Source organism: Anabaena sp. FACHB-83 (genome assembly GCF_014697485.1).
Classification (GTDB): Bacteria; Cyanobacteriota; Cyanobacteriia; order Cyanobacteriales; family Nostocaceae; genus Nostoc_B.
This window is the reverse complement of sequence record NZ_JACJRY010000027.1, coordinates 45,068-64,929: the sequence shown is the minus strand read 5'-3', so window position 1 is coordinate 64,929 and position 19,862 is coordinate 45,068. Positions and strand designations below refer to the sequence as shown.

Sequence of the window (19,862 nt, the reverse complement as noted above, 5' to 3'; positions counted from 1 at the left end):
AGTTTCAGTACTTGAAAAGAATTATCTATTTGCAAAGAAATGAGTGCAGGATTGCCAAAAGAGCTAAATAATAGATGTCGCCAAGTTCTCTTGCAATGCGATGAGTTTAAGGATTACGAGACTCTGATTGCAGTTTTCGTAACTGATGAACTACTTCCATTTAAATATGAAATCAGAAAGGCCAATAATCCAAAGCAACTAGTTAACTTTTGTATAGCAGATTTAATAGAAAAATTAACAGACAGAGGTGAGTCTGTTTTAGCAATTTTGTTAGCTACTTTACGAGATAAGTACCATCCAGGGGATAGGCAATATAGTGAATTGAGTGAACTGTATGAGACTGTCAAGAATGCTATTGAAAAGCTTTCTCAGTCAACAAGCACCTTTAATCAAGAAAAATGCGTTGAAAAACGAGTGGTAGGGTTAGAAGAAATCCCAGAAATAGCTGTGTGGCAAGGGCGAACTCAGTTAATAGATAAATTAAAAACTAAATTGCTGCAACCAGGAGAGCAGCCGAATTATACAAATATTCTACCTAAAGTTATAGCATTGTTGGGACAAGGAGGAATAGGGAAAACAAGTTTAGCTGTTAAACTTTTAGAATCGGTGGGTGTGACCTTTAAACCACCTTCTCTAGCTTCTGAAAGTCCTTATGATGGTGTAATTTTCTTTCGAGTAAAAGAAGGAAGTAGATTTGATGAAATTGCTCAATTCTTCTTTAATGCTCTAGAAATCGAAGCAGCAGAATTAGCTAATAATGCTCAAGAGAAAATTAACATTATATTGACAAAACTATTACATCAGCGTTTTTTAATCCTGATTGATGAACCAGAGGTAATGTTACATTCAGCTAGCCATCCTTTAGCTGGATATGCTACTTGTGAAGAATTTGGTGTTTTGCTAAATGATTTAACGTATAAAAATCACCAATCTCAAATCATTATAACCTGTAGAGAAAAACCATCTAATTTGGCAGATTCGCGGTATGAAGGTTCCCAGCCAGATTCAGAGTTAGTGCATTTAGAAACTTTGGGAGGTGTGTCAATTGAATCAGGCATTAAAATTTTGCAGCAACGTCACCTTACAGACAGCGACGAAGATTTAGAATGGATAGCACAAAGTGTGGATGGACATGTATTTTTACTTACTCAGTTAGCTGCTATTGCTAAAGGTAAACCTGGATATCTCCGCAAACATCCAGAATTAGTAACAAAAAATGCTGCCAAACTTTTGAAAGTTCAATTTGAGCGTCAAAGTGAGGAGGGAAGGGAACTTTTACAACGTATATGTATATTACGTAAACCTATTAATATTAAAGGTCTAACATTTTTACGCTTATATACAGAGGATTGGATTAAGGAGGACTGCTTAATAAAGCCTTGTGAACTAGAAAAAAAATATAAAACTAGTGATGTAGAGATTGATAAAACAGAGCTAATCATAACACGATTAGTTGATAATTGTTTAGTCGAATCTTATTACGACGAACAAGAGTGTGAACATTATTATGGGTTACATCGTGTTATTAAAGAATTTTTACAAAAAGAGCTTATAAATAATTTACCTGCTCTTTTACAAAGAGTTTACTGCTATTATAAAGCAGCTAAAAATATATATGATAATCCCAAAAATATCGAAGAATTATATCCATGTTTAGAAGCTCAATACTTATATTTTTATTTAGGGGATTATTTTGAAGCATATAAATTGTTAAATTCCAATGCAAAAAAATATTTAAAGCGTTGGGGATACTGGCATTTATTGCAAGAACTGTATGAGAAAAATTTGCCATATCTAAGTGGTTTTGAACTCTCTGAATGTCTACACTCATTAGGAGAAATATATTTTGATTTTGGTAATTGGGAGTTAGCAGAAAAATGCTTCAATATGGCTTTATCTATAGCTACAGAGCAGGGTTATGAGAATCTGGAAGAAATGTCTACTCTTTCATTGAAATTAATTGATAATGAACGTCAAAGTTGGGACTTAGAAGAACAAAGCTATCAGTTAAGGATGCAATCACAGCATGAAAATTATGACCAGGGGAGAATGCAAGATTTTTGCCAATTTTTGGATGATTACAATCGGCAGGCTTGGGGTGTAAAAGCAGAAAGCTATAAAAAGCAATTACAATTTTACGCAGAATCTCCTAGTTTCCCTGACCTTGAAATCAATATTACTGAGACTACAGGGAATTTAGGGGAAGCTGAATTTTATATGGGGAATTTTGAATCAGCAGAAAAAATTCTAGAAGAAGCTTTAGCTAAAATGCAAGAACTATGTATGGTTAAACATATTGCATTGACTAACTATCGATTAGCCAAGCTAAAACATCGATGTAGCAATATAAAAATGGCAGAATCTCATTATAATATAGCTTGCCAAATATATCTAAATTTAGGGGCACTAAAAGAGTTAGAAAAAATTGAGCGAGAATGGAGACGAATGTAGTAATTGTAATTGTGCATTTTTCAAAAATGTCAAGTACAATAATATTTTCAAAATTACTTTTATTTGGCGGTTATAATCAAAATACAAACAGATGAACTCGCATTAAGTGGCAAACATTTCATTCTTTCTTCGTTGAAGACGATGAGGAATCTGACTTTTTCGAGTCTCTACTTTGAGTTACCGAGTTTTCAATCATTTCCTTACTTTCTGCACCAGTGATGGGTGTACTACGACCGCCCGCAGCTCGTAAACTGTCTAAATCTTCAATTGGTACGTTAAGGATAGCATCTAAAATTTGCGGACGGGTTTCGTACCAGAGAGCGATCGCATTTGAGATTTCTTCAACATCATCTGGAAGGGTTGCGAGCAATTCTAGTACATCAGTACGGTCTTCTGCTGTTAATAGCTCAGGTTGTGTTTGTAATATGTATACAAAAGTTAAAATATTTTCTTCGTAAGGTGACACTTTTTACTCCTAAGCACCAATAACACTGAAAGCTGCCCAATAAAAAGGTTGCCAAAATGGCTTTGCATTATCTGCCAATTTGTAAAAACGACGATGCAGATTTATTTTTAGTGTTGGACTCATGTCTATTCCTTGAATCAACTCTTGCAGTTCTAGTTTTGTAACTTCCCGAAGCCATCTTTGAGCTTCATTGAGGGCAACTGCTATCGTAGTTCCCATTTGTTGTAGATTCTTGTAAAATCTTATCATCAATAAAGCCGTCGATAAGTCGTTTACACCCCAAAAACTAGCCACTACGCTAACGCTACCTGCAACTAAAAAGGCGCTGGGGAAGCCCATATACTCATTACTAACACTTGTGAGGTCTGTTAAGGCTGTTTCAGAAGCTGAGAGTGTGACTAAACGGCATTCGCTTAGATTAAGATTAAAGATTTCTTCCAAAGTAAGGCATTTGTTTAAGTCAATAGTTTGGGAATTATCAGCATCCGCTAAAATTAAAGCTGACTTTAAAGGAAAGTTAAAGTCAAAGTAACTGTTAGCAGAAAAATGTATACAATGGGCAGACAGGGGTAGGTGTAGTTGATTCATAACAGCTTGTTTTGTTGCAGCCTTTCCCTCTAACACATAAATATTGGAGAAATATTGCTTAATATTTTCTACCTCAATATTAGTCCAACTCAAGTTTTGGTTAGGATTTTGGATAGCAAAAAATTTACTGAATTCAGGACGTTGTCGCTTTTGCATCTGTTGCAGTAGTTGACAACTAGGTGCATAACTCACACCAGCAGCAAATAAATCCAGAAGACAAGGCGAATTTTCAGAATTTTGGCTTACCGGGAGTGCATGAAGGGGGAACAAATGCAAGAACATATGGGGAATTAAGATGAGTTGATCGCAGTGGTTTGGTATCTGGGTTAATATTTCATCAATGTGCAGAATTTTTGCTAGCAGGTGCAGACGGGTAGTTAAGCGGCGTTGCCAGTAGGATTTTTTATGACTATAGGCTTTCAGATAGCTGTTTGCCCAATTTGCTAATTTGTTCAGGTCTACCAAATTGGATGATAAAGTAATTGGTTGTTGGGTTTGCTTGGTAATAATAAAGACGAGCAGCTTATCGTTTGTAATGTAAAACTCAACAATTGCAGTGCGATCGTTCAGAGTCGAGCGGAATGAGTCAAATTTGAAACCAAAACCAACGGGTAAATAGCCGTTTTGCAATTCATTTCGCTGCTGTCGCAATCCTTGAAGATGTTGTGCTAGGACTTGTGGATTTTCAGCTTTGCCATTTTGGATTTGATATTGTCCTGTGGCTATTTCATCCCTGTATTTTTCTAGTTGAGTGACTACTTCTGGGGGAAAGATGGTTTTATAGTCACGTTCGAGAATCTGTTCAACTAAGTTGCGGGTTTTGATACGTTCAACATATTCAATCGCTTCCGTGATATTACTTAAGTCTAGGCAAACTTCTACCATGTGGCAATAAAGTTTGTTCCATTCTTGGGCTTGTTTGCGTTTGGTTTCTTCCCCAGAAATTATTTCTTCCCGTAAAGATTCTACTGTGGCAATGGCAGATTGAAAGGTGTTGTAAGCTGAGGTTAACTGGTTTGCTTTTTGGTAAGCTATCCCCAGGTTACATAAATTTTCTGCATGGTTTTGGGGAAAAGCTTCGCGAGTGTAAACCATCAAAGCCGCTTGGTATGCAGCGATCGCCATTTCAATATTTTCTGCCCTGTCTCCCCGAATTCGGTTACGGTAAGCAGTCCCTAAATTATTTTGCGTCTCTGCCCAATCATAGGGTAATGCATCGCGGGTTCTGACTTCCAGTGCAGCAAAGAAAGCAGCGATCGCCAATTCGATATTTTCGGCTCGTTCTCCTAATATTCGGTCACGGTAAGCGGTTCCCAGATTATTTTGTGTTATTGCCCAGTGATATGGGAACGATTCACGAGTGTATACTTGTAAGGCAGCAGAATAAGTAGCGATCGCCATTTCAATATTTTCTGCCCTGTTGCCTTTAATTCTCTCCCTGTAGGCAGTTGCGAGATTATTTTGCGTTCTTGCCCATTCAACAGGCAAAGCTTCTCTGGTGTAGACAGTTAAAGCAGCAGTACAAGCCGCGATCGCATTTTCAATATTTTCTGTCTTCTCTCCTAAGATTCTCTCCCTGTAGGCAGTTGCGAGATTATTTTGCGTTTCTGCCCAATCAATAGGCAAAGCCTCTTTGGTTCTGACAGTTAAAGCCGCAGTACAAGCAGCGATCGCATTTTCTAAATTGTCAGCTTTATCTCCCCTAATGCTGTTAATGTAAGCAATTCCCAAAGCATTTTGTGTTGCTGCCCATTCTATGGGAAAAGCGTCGTGGGTTCTGACAGTTAAAGCCGCAGTACAAGCAGCGATCGCATTTTCTAGATTTTCAGCTTTCTCTCCCAAAATTCTGTTAATATAAGCAATTCCTAGATTAATTTGTGCACCTGCCCAATCCTGGGGAAAATCATCGTGGGTAAGGATTTGGAGCGCAGCCAAACAAGATGCAATTGCCTGTTCTAAATTCTCCGCTTTATTTCCCTGAATTCTATTAATGTAAGCTTCCCCCAAACTAATTTGCGTCAAAGCCCAATCTTGAGGAAAATCATCGTGAGTGAAGATTTGGAGTGCAGCCAAGAAATAGGTAAGTGCCTGTTCTAAATTCTCGGCTTTATTTCCTGAAATTCTATCTCTATAAGCATTACCTAAGAGTGCCTGTATGCCTGCCCAATTTTTAGGAAACACCTCACGGGTAAAGACAGTCAACACTATTTCATAACCAGTAATAGCAATCTCTATATTCCTGGCTCTATAACCCAAAGGAAACTGAGTCAGCAATATACTAAAATTGCTGATATATGTAGCTATTAATTGCGCTTCATCTGGTTGCAATTTTTTCAAAAGATTGGTTGCCCAAAGTCGCAATACTTCTGCTAAATGTTCATTCAGTTTTTCTACATTCTTTGCTAGGAATGAATAAACTACTTGTGTATCACCATTGTTTTCCGAAATAATCTGTAGTAATCTTTGCAAGAAAGCTAATTCTACTTCAATTAAAGGAACTTCATCAGGAATTGACAAATTTACTCCAACAATATCAACTTGACGTTGCCGCCTTTGTAATTTGCTAAATTCTTCCGCCGCACCCTCTAAATCCCCAGTAGTGTAATTCAACATTCCACGAGCATAAGTAATCAGTGGTGCTTCAAATTCCACCAATGCTTCTGGAACAGCTTGTATAAATGAAGTTAGGCGAAACAGTTCTTTCCAATTTTTCTGTTTCAACCTCGACTCAATAGCTTTTGCTAATTTACGACTCGGATATTTTGACTTAGTAGAAGCAAGTGCTATCCAATATTGAGGCTGGGTTAAATCTTCTTCCTGTCCTTCTTGGCTTCCAAATTGCTGCTTTAAATAATGGGTATAAAACTCGGCTAATTTATCTAATTGCTGTTCACCAAAACGCTCATCTTCCTTAAGTTCTGTTAGCAACAAATTTCGTACAGCAACATCCATCTCGTAAAGCTCATAACCCACCTCACGACACAAACGAGATAGAAGTATGCGAGCAACTGCTGTCCAGGGCGCTTGCGGTACAAAGCGCAGCCAAATTTGGTAAAGTAAATCAGGTGTTAGTGTCTGTGGAAATGCAGCATGACATGCCAAGTCTAAATGTGCCCGATCAAATTTTTGGGCAAATCCTACGACTCGCTCAACAGCAATATCTAAATTTGTTGCACTTGTTTCACTCATAAAAAACTATGACAACATCCACTGGTAAGGATGCTCCCAGTAAACATAGCGACCGCGTAAAGTGTTAATAGCTGCACTAAGTCCCTCACGGCTCATTTCAAACATTGGCACAAAACGAGCAATTTCAGCAGATGTGGTATACTGCCAGCTATCATTGGGCATGGGATTCAACCAAGCATAATAATTTACTGATTGCTGAAGCTGTTCAATGAACTTTCGGGTATACTCTACTCTTTCTGGATTATAGTTACCTCGTGCAGCACCAGCATCGCTAACAATTAGTACAGATGTTTTTTTATCAATAAATTCTAGAAAGTTCGTAATTAGTTGAGCTTTCAGCCGGGTTGGGTCACTGTAAAGATATTTTTCAGGATAGTTCTGGAAGTAGTAAACACTGGTTTGCTTAATGTTTCCACCCCGTTCAGCTTTGTCTATCAATTGACGGGAAAGATGATGAAAAGGCACCATTGAGCCGCCTTGGTCAACCAGTAATACCAGTTTAACTTGGTTGGTATAACGTGACATCATCACTGGTTCAGGTAAAATCCCGTAGCGACAATTTTTTTCTACCGTACCTGCTACGTCTAACTCCTCTAATGTAACTTCGCGCACGCGACGACGTAGAAAACGCCAACCCTGCTTCATCTCTCTGCTGGTTACTGGTAGATATTGTGCTGATACATCGGTGGGGTAGTAGCTGATTTCAAAGCTACTAGATTGATTGCTGCGAACTGCTTGAATTAACTGTTCCGGTTCCATTTCTTGCACTATGTCAGCAGGTGGACTTGGTTCAGAAACTGGTTTTTGAGGCTCAGTTATTTGATTGTCAAGCGGTGCTTGATTAGATTCTTCGGAAACAGATGCTGGTGTTGAAGAATCTACAGTTTCTGGTGGCTTTGTTGATGGATTTACAGGTTGAGGCGTTTCGGTTTTTTTGGATGTTTCGACTGTAGTTTTTACTGATTCTTTGATAGAAGATTGATTTGTATAAGTTTGGGGTTGAGCTAGCACTTCATCAAAAAGTCGATTTAGCAGACGGGCTTCTTGCTCAGATTTTGTCCATAGTGTACAACACAGACGCTCTAATGTTTGGCGATCGCCCATACCAAATCCACCTTGCAACGCCTGCATTGCCAACATATAATCTTCAACACCCAAGGGAAAACCGTATGACCGCAATTTCTTAAATAAAATTAATAAAACATTGAGTAAGGGAATTTCAACGGGATTCATTTTTATCCTCCCGTGGCGGAAGCAAGTAGTCCCGATAATCTTTCCAGTACTTTAATAAAGTTCCAGCAAATGGAAGTTCTCCTTTAAGTTCTCTGATAGCCTGGTCTTCAGAATATCGTCGCAAGATTGTAAACCAGTCAATTAACTCACTGGTACTGACTTTTTTACCAGTTTTACCGATATCTTTTTCCATCTGTGTTCGCAATTGTCGAAAGCGTCTAACTGCTGCTCCTATAACTGCTGGTTGTGAGTTCGGGAAGTGAGCATTAATAATGTTGATTAATTCAGATTCTTGAGGAAACTTAATATAGTGGAATAAGCAACGACGTAGGAAAGCATCAGGTAAATCTTTCTCATCATTGCTGGTAATAAATATAATTGGCAGGTAGTCTGGGTTTGCTTTGATTTCCTCTCCCGTTTCTTGAATGGTAAATCGTCCCTCATCTAGCGATTGAAGTAAGTCGTTGGGGAAGTCAATATCGGCTTTGTCAATTTCATCTATCAGAACTACACAGCGTTGCGGTTTTTCTGGGGAGTTGTGCTGCGATTTTTCCAACGATTTCTGAAAGTCACTACCCAACCAACCAAGTTCGTGACGTTGCGATTTGTCAAGGGAGTACAGAAACGCACGACCCAACGGCCTAAGCCTGATATAATTTTTAGGGTCATCCACTTTTGAGCGTTTCTGCTCATCATGCTGTGATAATTGGGCATCTTGGAGACGAGCGATCGCATCGTAAGTGTAAAAACCATCTTTTGCCCTAGTTGTAGACTGGATATACCAAGACTCATAAGGTAAACCTAGTTCATCCGCCACAGCACGAGCCAAGCGAGTTTTACCACAACCCGGTTCTCCCTTGAGCAACAAAGGGCGTTTTTGTAAAAAAATTGTCAGATTTACTGCTTCAATCAACTCTGGTGAGGGTATATAAGGCTCACGTCCATTCAGTTCACATTCTTGGAGGGATGGTTGCTTTTCGCCTGTGTAGATGTGAGGTATTATCGAATCTGGCATTGGTCAATTTCCTCCCAACTAACATCAAAATACCTGCAAATCTTTTTATAAACAAGCTCAGGAATGCCCCATTCAGTTTCTTTCAACAATTTATCAACAAAATTTCTCTGCTGCATACCAGCAAGCAAATTTTGACGTATTTTTTCATCTTTTACACCATTGTCCAACCATTCATTTAAGTGCTTGCTCGAAAATTTACTTAGCTGACTTAAATATAGGGGATAGCTAGGATAGCTTGGCTCATCCTCAAAGTCCGAAGCTAAACAAGCACCTAAACCTTTAGCTCCTAGTTCTTTATGGTTGTGTTCAACGAGGAACATTGTTAGGTAAGTATCTTTGTGATTGACTCTATCTACAACTGGTTGCCAAAAATGCTGAATTAAATCAGTTAGAAATCCTGCTAAGAGATAGTCAGGTATATAAAAAATAAAAATCAAGTTTTGAGATTGTAAGCATTCACGAATTTTATCTATAATTTTCTCTTCTATATCCTTTGTCATTTTAGGTATATGCTCCGAGCCAAAAAATTCTGGAGCAATTTGCTTCCAAAAATAGGATATTTCACATCCGCTATCTAATTTTATTTTGATTTTTCGTCCATTTATGAACTCTGGTAATTTCCGGAATAATCGTTCAATCAAGATTTCTTGTCCGTATCTATCATCGTAACCATTAACTAAAAATGCAGCTTTTCGTTGACGTTTTTCTTGACAACGTATAGCTTGGATTATGTTATCTTCTTGGTCTTTAAAATCAATTTCGATAATTGAATTAAAAATTTCGTGTTTGTCAATATGAATTTTCGGTTGCTTGGCTCTAGTGAAGTTTCTATACTCTTGAACCTTGCTTAAGAGGTCATCAAATTCTATCCGTCGTGCATCACCTTCGGAAATACTCAGTTGTAATATTTTTATAAACTTAGGAAATATCCAACTATCTGTATCATTTTCTCCTTCCAAAACAATTGCTAATACCGATTGAACTAAAATGATAGAATCAACGCTATTTGGAATTTTAAGTGCTAGATGCTTAAGTCCATCAATTGGTCTACATAAATTGCGAAGCCCTTGAGCGTCATTATTAGCAAAATAATCGCATTTCAAAAACACATTTTGGCATAATTCATATAGTTCTACTGAAATCATGTCATAGTTGATCGCCTAAAAGATTACACTGTTACAGAGATGACTGATATATATCCAATGCATCCCCATCATTTTCTTTAAATGCTGAAATTTTATCTTCATCTTCAATGAACGAGATTTTTATCAACACTAAATGTGATTATATATACCAAAAATTTTGTATTAATTTCAAGGCTGTTAGTGACTCATTTTTATTCAAGTTAATTTTTTACATATTCCTACTGGCATAAGGTTGCAGCAGTTCAAACTCTTTTGGCTCAGTGTGCTGGTTATCAGTCAACACTAGAGAATAATCTGGCACAATACTTCTCTGTCCTCCTTGTAGACGTGCTTCACGAGGCCAAAATATCAAATTACCTTTATTCTTGCTCACTTCTATTTTGCCAACAGTGTAACCATGCAGACGTTGAACTTCTGTATTTTCTCTGGAATAGTATTCTAAACCAAAAAGCGATCGACCCTGCCAAATCCGTCGAGCATCAGCTCCACCTTCTACAATTTCTCCAGAAAATGCTTCGTGTAAATGCCCGCACAGGTGAACGGCAAAGCGTCCATGAGATGTTATTTCTGCTTTTAAATCTCGTTGTGAATTTGGATTTAACCATCCTGGTGGGTGATGTGTCAGCAACAGACAGGCGTTGTGTTGTTTTGTCCAAGCCGAACCATCACCGTTGCAGGCTTGATGAAATTGGCGGGGATGAAGTGCCAGCTTACCTTCATAGTTATCACCAGTTAATTGGAGAAAGCTTGTATTCAAACCTACAATTCCCAGCTTTGCACCTTCCTTTTCAATGGTGGCTGAAAAATCCCCTGGTAAAGTTCCTAGTTTTAGGTCTTTGGGCTTGAAGGTTTGATTTTCCCACCATATGATGTAGTTTTCAAATGCTTTTGTAACCACTTGACGATATGGTGACTCCGCATCCTCCCAAAACTCTTCCTGTATGTCCGGTAGGTTTAGCCACTGCTGCAAAAGTCGTACCGCAGGATCTTTTTTATTGGGTCTAACTAAATCGTGATTGCCTGGTACTGCTAGTAACTTGGGGGATGAACCCAGTTTATCGAAAAAATCCCATAGTTCTTTCATGAGTTGATCGAGTTTCTCGAATTCTTGGGCACTTCCTAGCTGAGTTAAGTCTCCAGTAAATAAAACTAAGTCCCACGGCCCGCACTTATCATGAAGGCGTTTCAAATCTGCAAAGAAGATTTCTCTAACACCAGGCCAAAGCCAATGCTGTTCCCTCATACCTTGATGAAGGTCTGTGAGGTGCAACCAACTGAAACTGCATTTCAGGTTTTGCTTTATTTGATTTCCTAGAGAATTTTGACCACCAGTGTTGATTTCAGGGGGAATATTGACTGGTTTAAAAGCTTGATTAGATATATGGCGGGAAAGTACAACATTAAGTTCCTCTGCCAGTTCTGCTAAAATTTGATGGCGATCGTCAGCTGGGTCTATTGAGTTTGCGAGTAGACGCAGCAGTATAACTAAGGCATTTTCCTTTGTGTCGTCACGAAATTTATCATTTAAGTAACCAATTGCATCCTCCACCAGTTCAGACGGGCTACCAGTTTGCCAATGAGATTGCCAAGGTGTAAGGGGAGCATTTGCTTTAAAGAAATTTCGTAAGCGTTGAGCGGTGTCAAATTGGTCACAATTCAACAAAGCATTACGTAATCTACTATAGATTTCAGGAGGAATCCCAGGCATATCGTCGTTTACTGGTTCAGTAGCAATGGTTTCCTGAAGTATAACTTTTAGATGTTGCAGGCGATCGCGCCCCCGTTCTAAGAAGCGCAAATCTGTTTGAATTTGTTTTTGTAATTTATTTTCGGTATATTGTAAAAAAATCTGCCATAGATCCAAATTTGTTTCTGGTAATATTTGTAGCTTTTCTAACTTAGCCCTATAATTTTGTTCGTTAATAGCAATAGTATTTTCATGGTCTTTTATGTCTTCCAGGTAGCGACTATAATCCAAGATTTCTTGCCGTAACTCTGCTTGTAACGGTCTAAGTTGCCATTGTCTATTTGTTGCTTGAGAAATTTTACTAAAACGTCGCCTGTACTCTTCTAATTTGCTATAAAGTTGTTTTGCTCTTGCATCGCACCACCGAGATTGATGATAAACATACTGAATTTTGTGGCGACACCATAGCAGATATAGTAGAATTTCAGCTACTTTATCCATGTGGTTTTGGTTCATATCTTGGCATTTAAACCAAACTAAAATATGCAGTTTTTTGGCAGGGTCTGTGTGGGTGCTTTCATATTCAAAAATTGGATTGCCTAGCAGATAACCTGTACCAACTAACTCAGTTGAATTTCTTTCTGAAAGTATTTGTGCAACAAAAGCATTAGCCAAATCTTGATAGTTGTCTTGTGCTTCTATTGGTTGACCAAAAAGTAATAATGTTTTCCCCAAAGAAGCTTGAATTTGTGGAGGTAGCAGCAGATTTTTGGAATTAAGATTACTTAATTGAGGTATGCTGAACGTATCTTGAGAATACAGAGTTAAATCAATTGCATAACTATCGTGTAATCGAAAAGGGCAAAGTAAACCTTGAAGCTCTAACCCACCAGTTTGAGGAATTAACTGAAAGTTTAAACTTTGTTCTTGATTATGTAGGAGATTGCTATATTCAACTCCCAGACTATCTTCTGCTTGGGGAAAATATTGATTATCTTGGTAACAAATAAGTTTTTGTTTTAGAGTTTGTAGTTCTATAATGTGGAGTTTATTACCCAAATCAACTAACTGTTCCCACAAATGTGGTGCTTCCACTAAAGTCGGTTCTTCCCCTTGGTTAATGCTGTTTCGCAGATGGAAGGCATAAAGAGTAATACTAGGACTAGACAGTCCCAAATTCTGGGTGATTTCGTTCATGATTTGGGCAGATTCTACCGATAGTCTTAGCTGTATATTATCGATATTTGATGTCATTGACCGATCGCACAAAATGCCGCCCAGTAGAAAGGCGATTGAAAGGGTTTAGTATCATCCTCTAACTTATATAGGCGGCGACGTAGATTCATCTTAACTGCTGGACTCAGTGGTAACTGGTTTTCTTCAATCCATCTTTCCAATTCAACCTTGGTTACATCTCGCAGCCAAAGCTGTGCCTGATTCAATGCCACTCCTACTGAGTCACCAGTTCGCAAATTCTGATAAAGTTGGATCATCAAAAATGCGGTCGATAGATCATTTACTGTCCACAGGCTGCTGACCACACTAGGACTTCCAGCAACCAGAAAGGCGCTAGGTAAACCTACATATTCATCGCTGAGAATCTGGAAATCGATAAAACCCGTTTCACACGCAGAGAGGGTAACAAGACGGCATTGACTGAGATCAAGTTCAAAGATTTCGCCCAAAGTCAGACATTTACTCAAATCGATTGCACTGCCATCGGGCAAAGAAAGACAATATGGAGGATTGTGGGTAGAACTAGCAGGAACACGAGAATCATTCAGCAAGAGTCCTGAAAGCATAGAGATATCTGAATTGAAGTAAGCATGGCAAGAGAAGTGGACGCAATTAGCTGTACTAAATTGCTGATTGTTAATCGCTTCTTTCTTAGCTGCTCTTTTAACGAGAACATCATCATATGGGTGAAAGATGCCCCGAATAGTTTCCACTTCAATATCGCTATAACTCAGGTCTTCAGTGGGATTCTGAATGGCAAACAGATGGGTAAAGTTTGAGCGTTTCTGCTTTTGGCTCACCTGTAGTACCTGGCAACTAGGAGCGTAGCGTACCCCTTTAGAAAAGCGGTCTAAAAGACGAGAACTATCAGCGATAGGGAGGGCGTGCAAGGGAAATAGGTGTAGGAAAAGATGAGGAATGATAACCAGTTGTTGGCAGCTTTTGGGTAAGCTGCTGAGGATGTCATCGATATGAAGGATTTGAGCTAAATGCTGAAGACGTTCTGATAATAGCCTCTGCCACTGATTTTTATTTTGAGCATAGTCTGAGATATATTCTTTTATCCAATCCAACAAGGCTGTTTTTTCTGTGTGGGAAGATTGCCAAACACGAGGATACTCCGCTTGCAGGGTAACCGTGAATGTAAAGATGGCTTCACCAGTGATGTACCACTCGATAAGAGCCGTTTGGTCATCAGTTAGTAATTGCCTAATTTCCTCAACTGAGATAGGTTCAATTTTATGGGTAACCCTGAAGTTAGAATCTATCTCCTCAATCTGATTTAGCAATTGATTAAACTGTTGCTGCAATGAATGCAATTCTTGGTGTAACTGCTGCCGATAGGTGCGATTAGTTTCATCTAACTGTTCAAGTTCTACTACCATATCCAGTTGGCGCTGTTTTGCTGAAATTCCTCGGCGCAATCTTTTCAGTTCATTGATGATGCTTTCGGGAATATCGCCTTTGGGGTAGAGGTCAAAACCGGCGAGAAGTTCCACTAAACTGCGAGCTTTGCTACGCTCTACATACTCGATAGCCCTAGCGTAATATTGAGGGTCTGCGATCGCCAATTCCAGGCAAACTTCTACCATACTCCAGTAATACCTAGCCCACTGCGACGCTAATTTTTGCTTAACTGGCTCCCCAGAAGTAATTTTTCCGCTTTGGAATTCTACAGATTCAATGGCAGAGTTAAAAGTGGTGTAAGCATCGTGAAGTCGCCCGAATTGTTGGTAAAGCAAGCCCAGGGTAAATAAAGTTCTGGTGTAATCTTGGGGAAAAACATCAAGGGTATAAAACCGTAGAGCTGACTTACAAGCAGCAATTGCCGCCTCCAGATTTTCCTCCCGGCTGCCGCGAATTCTGTCGTAGTAGGCAGCAGCTAGATTAGATTGCGCTCTAGCCCAATCTTCAGGAAATGTTTCGTAGGTAAGAACTTGCAAAGCCGATTGACAAGCAGCAATTGCAACCTCTAGATTCTCTTCTCGAACACCACGAATTCTGTTGTAGTATGTCCCTCCTAAATTAGTTTGAATAAACGCCCAATCTTGGGGAAATACTTCGGGAGTAAAAACTTGCAAGGCAGACTCGTAGGCAACTATTGCTATCTCTAAATTCTCTTCTCGGTCTCCATTAATCCTATCCCCATAGGCATTACCTAGATTATTTTGGGTTTGTCCCCAACTTTCAGGCAAAGTCTCCTTAGTATAGACTTGAAGTGCCTTTTGGTAGAAAGAGATAGCCAGTTCTAGGTTTTGACCACGATCTCCTAGAATGCGCCTGTAATGGGCAGAGCCAAGATTAATTTGAATTTTTGCCCAATCTTGAGGAAAATCTTCGCGAGTCAGGACTAATAAAGCAGACTCATAAGCAGCAATTGCCATCTCCAAATTTTCAGCTTTGTCCCCTCCAACTCTTTCCTGATATGCACTACCCAAATTAGTTTGGGTAAGTGCCCATTGTTGCGGATATATCTCGCGGGTAAAAACTTTTAGAGCTTCTTGAAAAGCAGCAATTGCTCTTTCCAAGTTTTCACCTCGGTTGCCAAAAATTCGGGTACGATAGGCACTTCCTAAATTCATTTGTACTTCAGCCCAACCTTGAGAAATGGTTTCGCGAGTACGAATTTGCAGGGCTTCTCGGTAAACAGCGATCGCTACCTCTAAATTTTCGGCTCGGTTTCCCCTAATTCGCTCTTGGTAGGCAGTTCCCAAATTGGTTTTGGTAATAGCCCATTCTTGGGGGAAATCATTCTGAGTCAAGATTTGTAAAGCTTCTTGACAAAAAGCGATCGCCTGTTCTATGTTACTAGCTCGGTCTCCATAAATTCTTTCACGGTAGGCGTTGCTCAGATTAGCCTTAGTTTGTGCCCAGTCTGAGGGTACTGTATGGCGGGTACGGATTTGTAATGCCAAATTATAGCAGTGAATCGCTTCTTCCAAGTTCCGAGTACGTTCTCCCTGAATTCGCTCCAGGTAAACGTTACCCAAGTTATTTTGCGTTAGTGCCCATTGTTGGGGAAAAGCTTCAAGAGTAAAAACTTGTAAAGCAGCTTGATAATAAGCTATCGCTTGCTCCAAATTATCTGCGCGATTCCCCTGAATTCGGCAATGGTAGATATTGCCTAAATTGATTTGAATTCCAGCCCATTGTATAGGGAAAACTTGGCTATCAAAAAAGGTTGCTACAATTTCACAGCCAGTAAGGGCAATTTCTAAATTACTAGCTTTGTTCCCCAGAGGAAAATTCTGTAGTATGTTACTTAAGTTAGCGATTCCTGCGGCAATTTTCTTAGCCTCTTGTGACTCATGCCTGGATAAATTTGTTTTCGACCATTCCTGCAACTCTCTGGAGCACCTCTGATCGAGTTTGTCTAAATTGTTATTAAGGAAAGGGTAGACAGTTTGTGGCTCACTATCGCTTTCAATAACTAAACGTAATGTTTCAGTTAAGAAATCATGATATTCTACGGAGTGTATTATCGGCGATGTCTCGCCACCCTTCTCTATAGATTCTTCTGCCAACGACTCCAAGGCTCCAGCAATCTGACTAGCGATCTTAGTTAAAAAATCAGCAGTGTTTTTCTCTCCTCGCTGTACGCAAACCGCTGCTACTTGTTTCATAATCTCCACCAACCCAATGTCAATAAAATCTGGGTTAGCAGCCATTATGACCTGCGGTTCTTCTCCGCTAGGACAGTCAAGCAAGGCACCGATTATCTCAAGATAGGCTTCTTGACGTTGTTCATCCATAATCACTGTCCGATCGCACAAAATGCCGCCCAATATCGGGGATTGTGAAATAGTTTGGCGTTATCATCTAACTGATGCAATCTCCGGCGTAGGTTAATTTGCAACGTAGCATCAAAAAATCTCTCGTTAGTGTTTACCCAAACTGACAATTCTGTTTTTGTAACTCCCAACAACCAGCGTTGAGCCTCGTTGAGAGCGACGGTAGCCGCTACTCCCTTTTGGAAAATTTGGTAAAATTTCACCATCAATAAGGCAGTGGACAAATCCTCTACCGACCACAGAGACACAATTACACTTTTTACCCCAGCAGCTATCAAACAACGGGATAGTCCAATCACGCCATCGCCAGTGATTTTACCCTGTCCGGTACTGCAAGCACTTAGCACAACCAGTTCGGCGTTTAGTTTCATGTCGTAGATTTCGCCAGCCGTGAGAAAGCCATTATCTTCATCGCTCTTGCTAAGAGCGATCGCCCCTGGTATGCCCAGCTGTCGGATATCATCTAATAAACCGTGAGTTGCGAGGTGTATCAATCGTGCTTTGGGAAGAAGTTGTGTAATATATGCTTTGGTTGCATCTGCACCCGTGATGGCTTGAGTGTTGAGAAAGGGTGCGATCGCTTGTGCTTCTGTTTTCGCCCAGGCTAAATTCTTTAACTCCACAGGTGGCTCAGTTAAGGGAATAGTTGGCATTTTCGGATTTCCCACAACTAGAGCTTCTAAAGAAGTTTCTGGTACTTCTACACTTCGTTTTTGGGTTAACTCCAGTATTTGAATGGAAGGAGCAGTAACAATAGTGTGTTTTTCTATAAGGAATTTGCCTTCTGCGTCTTGCAGCGCCGGGAAGGGAATTAAGAAAAGGTTATCTTGGGGAATGAAGAAAACAGGAATTTTAGGGTCAGTTGGTAGTAGGTGCGAGATTGGTTGAATAAGAATTTTATAAAGTTGCTTTAACTCAATGAATTTATTACAATCTTCAAAAACTGTATGATTTGATATATCACTTTTACTATCTAAAATACCTAAAGATGTACGAGCTTGTGTAATTAGGTTAGATAGTGATGTGTATTCTTGTTTGAGAAATTTAAGGTCTACTTGAGAAAAATTTATTTCGCCTGTTGGTTTAATAACCCAAATAAACAACAGTTTATTTTCATCAATAATTGAGTATTCGACTAGGATTGAATTTTGTAATTGAGCAACTTGTTGAACCTGAACATAGGTTATGGGATTAGCGAGGTTTTGTGTATTGGTTTGTTTAAATAAACGTTCAGCTAACAAATCTACAAATGCACGAGTACGACCGCGCTCGGAAATTTCTAAAGCTTCCGAAAATTTATTTTGATAAATTAACACTTCTTGCAACAGCCGATAAGTACGAGCTTGGTCTTCAAAAATTGATATTTTATCAGAGTCTTTTAGATCTAAACGTAAAGATTCTCTAATTTTTATTCCCTCTTGAAGTTTTGTTTCGGCTTCTTCTATTTGATCTGATTTAAAAAGAGAGTACCCTAAATTATTCAATGCGGTTCCTTGGCTATCAAAATCACCAATTTCCTCAGCAATTTTAAGTGAATTCCGATGATAGTCAATAGCTTGCTGGTATTTTTCTAAATAATAATAAGCAATGCCCAAACCCGCCATTGATTTGGCTTCTCCTGTGCGATCGCCGATTTCTTGAGAAGTTTTCAGCCACTGCTGATAATAGTCAACAGCAGCATCATACTCCCCCAGCAATAAGTAAGTATTACCCAAACTACCAAGAGATGTTGCTTCTCCTTGCAAGTCTCCAAGTTCTCGTGTTATGGCTAGTGATTGCTGCTGATAATCAATATCCAAATCGTACTGACCTAATGCACGATAAGCAGAACTTAAGTTTCCAAGAGAGCAAGCTTCCCCGTGGCGATATTTTATCTCCTGGTAAATGGCTAGTGACTGCTTTTGGTATTTAATATCCGATTCATATTGACCTAATGCGTTATACAGAGTACCTAAATTATTTAGTGCGTTAGCCTCTCCAAGACGATCTTCTATCTGTCGTGCAATCGCTAGTTGTTGTTCATAAAAGTCGATTGCCTTTTTATACTGTCCCAGAGCAATATAAGCTGCACCTAAATTACCCCTAGATTTCGCCTCTTCTTTGCGATCGCCTATTTCCTCTTGAATTGCGAGTGACTTTTGATAATAGTCTATAGCTAAATCGTATTTTGCAGTTGAGTACAAAGCATTACCTATATTCATTAGCGCAGTCGCTTCCCCTCTACGCTCCCCTATCTCCCTTTTAATTGCAAGTGACTGCTGATAGTAATCGATAGCTACATCATATTTGCCTGAAGAGTAAAGAGCATTACCAATATTGATCAGAGAATCAGCTTCTCCTGTGCGAGCGCCAATATCCTTTTGAATTTTAAGTGACTGCTGGCAGTAATCAATAGCAATTTGATATCGTCCCATAAAGTAATAAGCAATACCAAGGCTACTTAACAATTCTGCTTCCCATTGGCGATCACCAATTTCCTGATATAAAGCTAGAGACTCTTGCCATGATTGCTCGGCTGCTGCAAAATTGTTAAGATGATAATATTGATTACCTTTATCAAATAGGCGAGCTGCTACAACAACCCTCACTTGAGAAGCAACATTTAGTAACCACTCAGATGTGTCTTCCTCACCCTCTTCCATGAGGGTTTCTGCAACCTGCTTCATCGTCTCTGACAAGCCTAAATCAAGCAAATCAAAATTATCCTTCAAAATTTGCCCTTCTTGACCATTAGAACAAGACAATAGTGCTTCTATTAAGTTGTAATAAGTTTGAGTAATTTCACCTTGCTCTTGAGAATTATCTGTTAATTCTGCTACTGCAAAAGCTTTTTTTAATTGCTTAACTAAAGTCTGTAAAAAATCTGCCGCTTTTTGTTGTCCTTCTTCTTGAGCCTGAGTTGCAACCTGTTCCATCACTTGAATAAAATCAATGTCAATCAACTCTTGATTATTTTGTAACAGCGCCAACTCCTCGCCACTTTTACAGTCAAGTAGTGATTGAATTAGGTTAAGATAGGATTTAAGACGACTTTCATCCATTAAGCATAACCCCTCAAACC

At 39.2% G+C, this 19,862-nt stretch carries 9 protein-coding genes; 1 reads left to right on the top strand and 8 read right to left on the bottom strand.

What is annotated here, in order from left to right; genetic code table 11:
• Window positions 1-39: 39 nt before the first annotated feature.
• Window positions 40-2,451, top strand: a complete 2,412-nt coding sequence (locus H6G79_RS25085; RefSeq protein WP_190592752.1) for a tetratricopeptide repeat protein — start codon at window positions 40-42, stop codon at window positions 2,449-2,451.
• Window positions 2,452-2,569: 118 nt separating this feature from the next.
• Here H6G79_RS25085 and H6G79_RS25080 read toward each other — a convergent pair whose 3' ends face one another.
• The 8 genes from H6G79_RS25080 to H6G79_RS25045 all read right to left on the bottom strand — a co-directional run bounded on the left by H6G79_RS25080 (window position 2,570) and on the right by H6G79_RS25045 (window position 19,842).
• Complete coding sequence (locus H6G79_RS25080; protein WP_190592751.1) at window positions 2,570-2,917, bottom strand: hypothetical protein; 348 nt, start codon at window positions 2,915-2,917, stop codon at window positions 2,570-2,572.
• Window positions 2,918-2,926: 9 nt separating this feature from the next.
• Window positions 2,927-6,694 carry a CHAT domain-containing protein gene (locus H6G79_RS25075; protein WP_242048541.1) on the bottom strand — a complete coding sequence of 1,256 codons (3,768 nt, stop codon included), beginning with the start codon at window positions 6,692-6,694 and terminating at the stop codon, window positions 2,927-2,929.
• Window positions 6,695-6,700: 6 nt separating this feature from the next.
• The gene (locus tag H6G79_RS25070; RefSeq protein WP_190592750.1) at window positions 6,701-7,927 is read right to left on the bottom strand and encodes a hypothetical protein; all 1,227 of its coding nucleotides are present in this window, start codon (window positions 7,925-7,927) and stop codon (window positions 6,701-6,703) included.
• On the bottom strand, window positions 7,914-8,942 hold the full coding sequence (locus tag H6G79_RS25065; protein WP_190592749.1) for a MoxR family ATPase: 1,029 nt from the start codon (window positions 8,940-8,942) through the stop codon (window positions 7,914-7,916). The genes H6G79_RS25070 and H6G79_RS25065 overlap by 14 nt, the downstream gene beginning before the upstream one ends.
• Entirely contained in the window at window positions 8,927-10,087 is a 1,161-nt protein-coding gene (locus tag H6G79_RS25060) for a hypothetical protein (RefSeq protein ID WP_190592748.1), read from the bottom strand. Before H6G79_RS25060 ends, H6G79_RS25065 begins: the two co-directional genes overlap by 16 nt.
• Window positions 10,088-10,295: 208 nt before the next feature.
• Window positions 10,296-13,028 carry a metallophosphoesterase gene (locus H6G79_RS25055; RefSeq protein WP_190592747.1) on the bottom strand — a complete coding sequence of 911 codons (2,733 nt, stop codon included), beginning with the start codon at window positions 13,026-13,028 and terminating at the stop codon, window positions 10,296-10,298.
• Complete coding sequence (locus H6G79_RS25050; protein ID WP_190582612.1) at window positions 13,025-16,762, bottom strand: CHAT domain-containing tetratricopeptide repeat protein; 3,738 nt, start codon at window positions 16,760-16,762, stop codon at window positions 13,025-13,027. Before H6G79_RS25050 ends, H6G79_RS25055 begins: the two co-directional genes overlap by 4 nt.
• Window positions 16,763-16,764: 2 nt before the next feature.
• Window positions 16,765-19,842, bottom strand: a complete 3,078-nt coding sequence (locus H6G79_RS25045; RefSeq protein WP_190582610.1) for a CHAT domain-containing tetratricopeptide repeat protein — start codon at window positions 19,840-19,842, stop codon at window positions 16,765-16,767.
• Window positions 19,843-19,862 lie beyond the last annotated feature (20 nt).

Bases quoted from the DNA above. Each gene is read 5' to 3' on its own strand.
- H6G79_RS25075 (WP_242048541.1), bottom strand. From the start codon at position 6,694: ATGAGTGAAACAAGTGCAACAAATTTAGATATTGCTGTTGAGCGAGTC.
- H6G79_RS25085 (WP_190592752.1), top strand. From the start codon at position 40: ATGAGTGCAGGATTGCCAAAAGAGCTAAATAATAGATGTCGCCAAGTT.
- H6G79_RS25065 (WP_190592749.1), bottom strand. From the start codon at position 8,942: ATGCCAGATTCGATAATACCTCACATCTACACAGGCGAAAAGCAACCA.
- H6G79_RS25070 (WP_190592750.1), bottom strand. From the start codon at position 7,927: ATGAATCCCGTTGAAATTCCCTTACTCAATGTTTTATTAATTTTATTT.
- H6G79_RS25060 (WP_190592748.1), bottom strand. From the start codon at position 10,087: ATGATTTCAGTAGAACTATATGAATTATGCCAAAATGTGTTTTTGAAA.
- H6G79_RS25050 (WP_190582612.1), bottom strand. From the start codon at position 16,762: ATGGATGAACAACGTCAAGAAGCCTATCTTGAGATAATCGGTGCCTTG.
- H6G79_RS25045 (WP_190582610.1), bottom strand. From the start codon at position 19,842: ATGGATGAAAGTCGTCTTAAATCCTATCTTAACCTAATTCAATCACTA.
- H6G79_RS25055 (WP_190592747.1), bottom strand. From the start codon at position 13,028: ATGACATCAAATATCGATAATATACAGCTAAGACTATCGGTAGAATCT.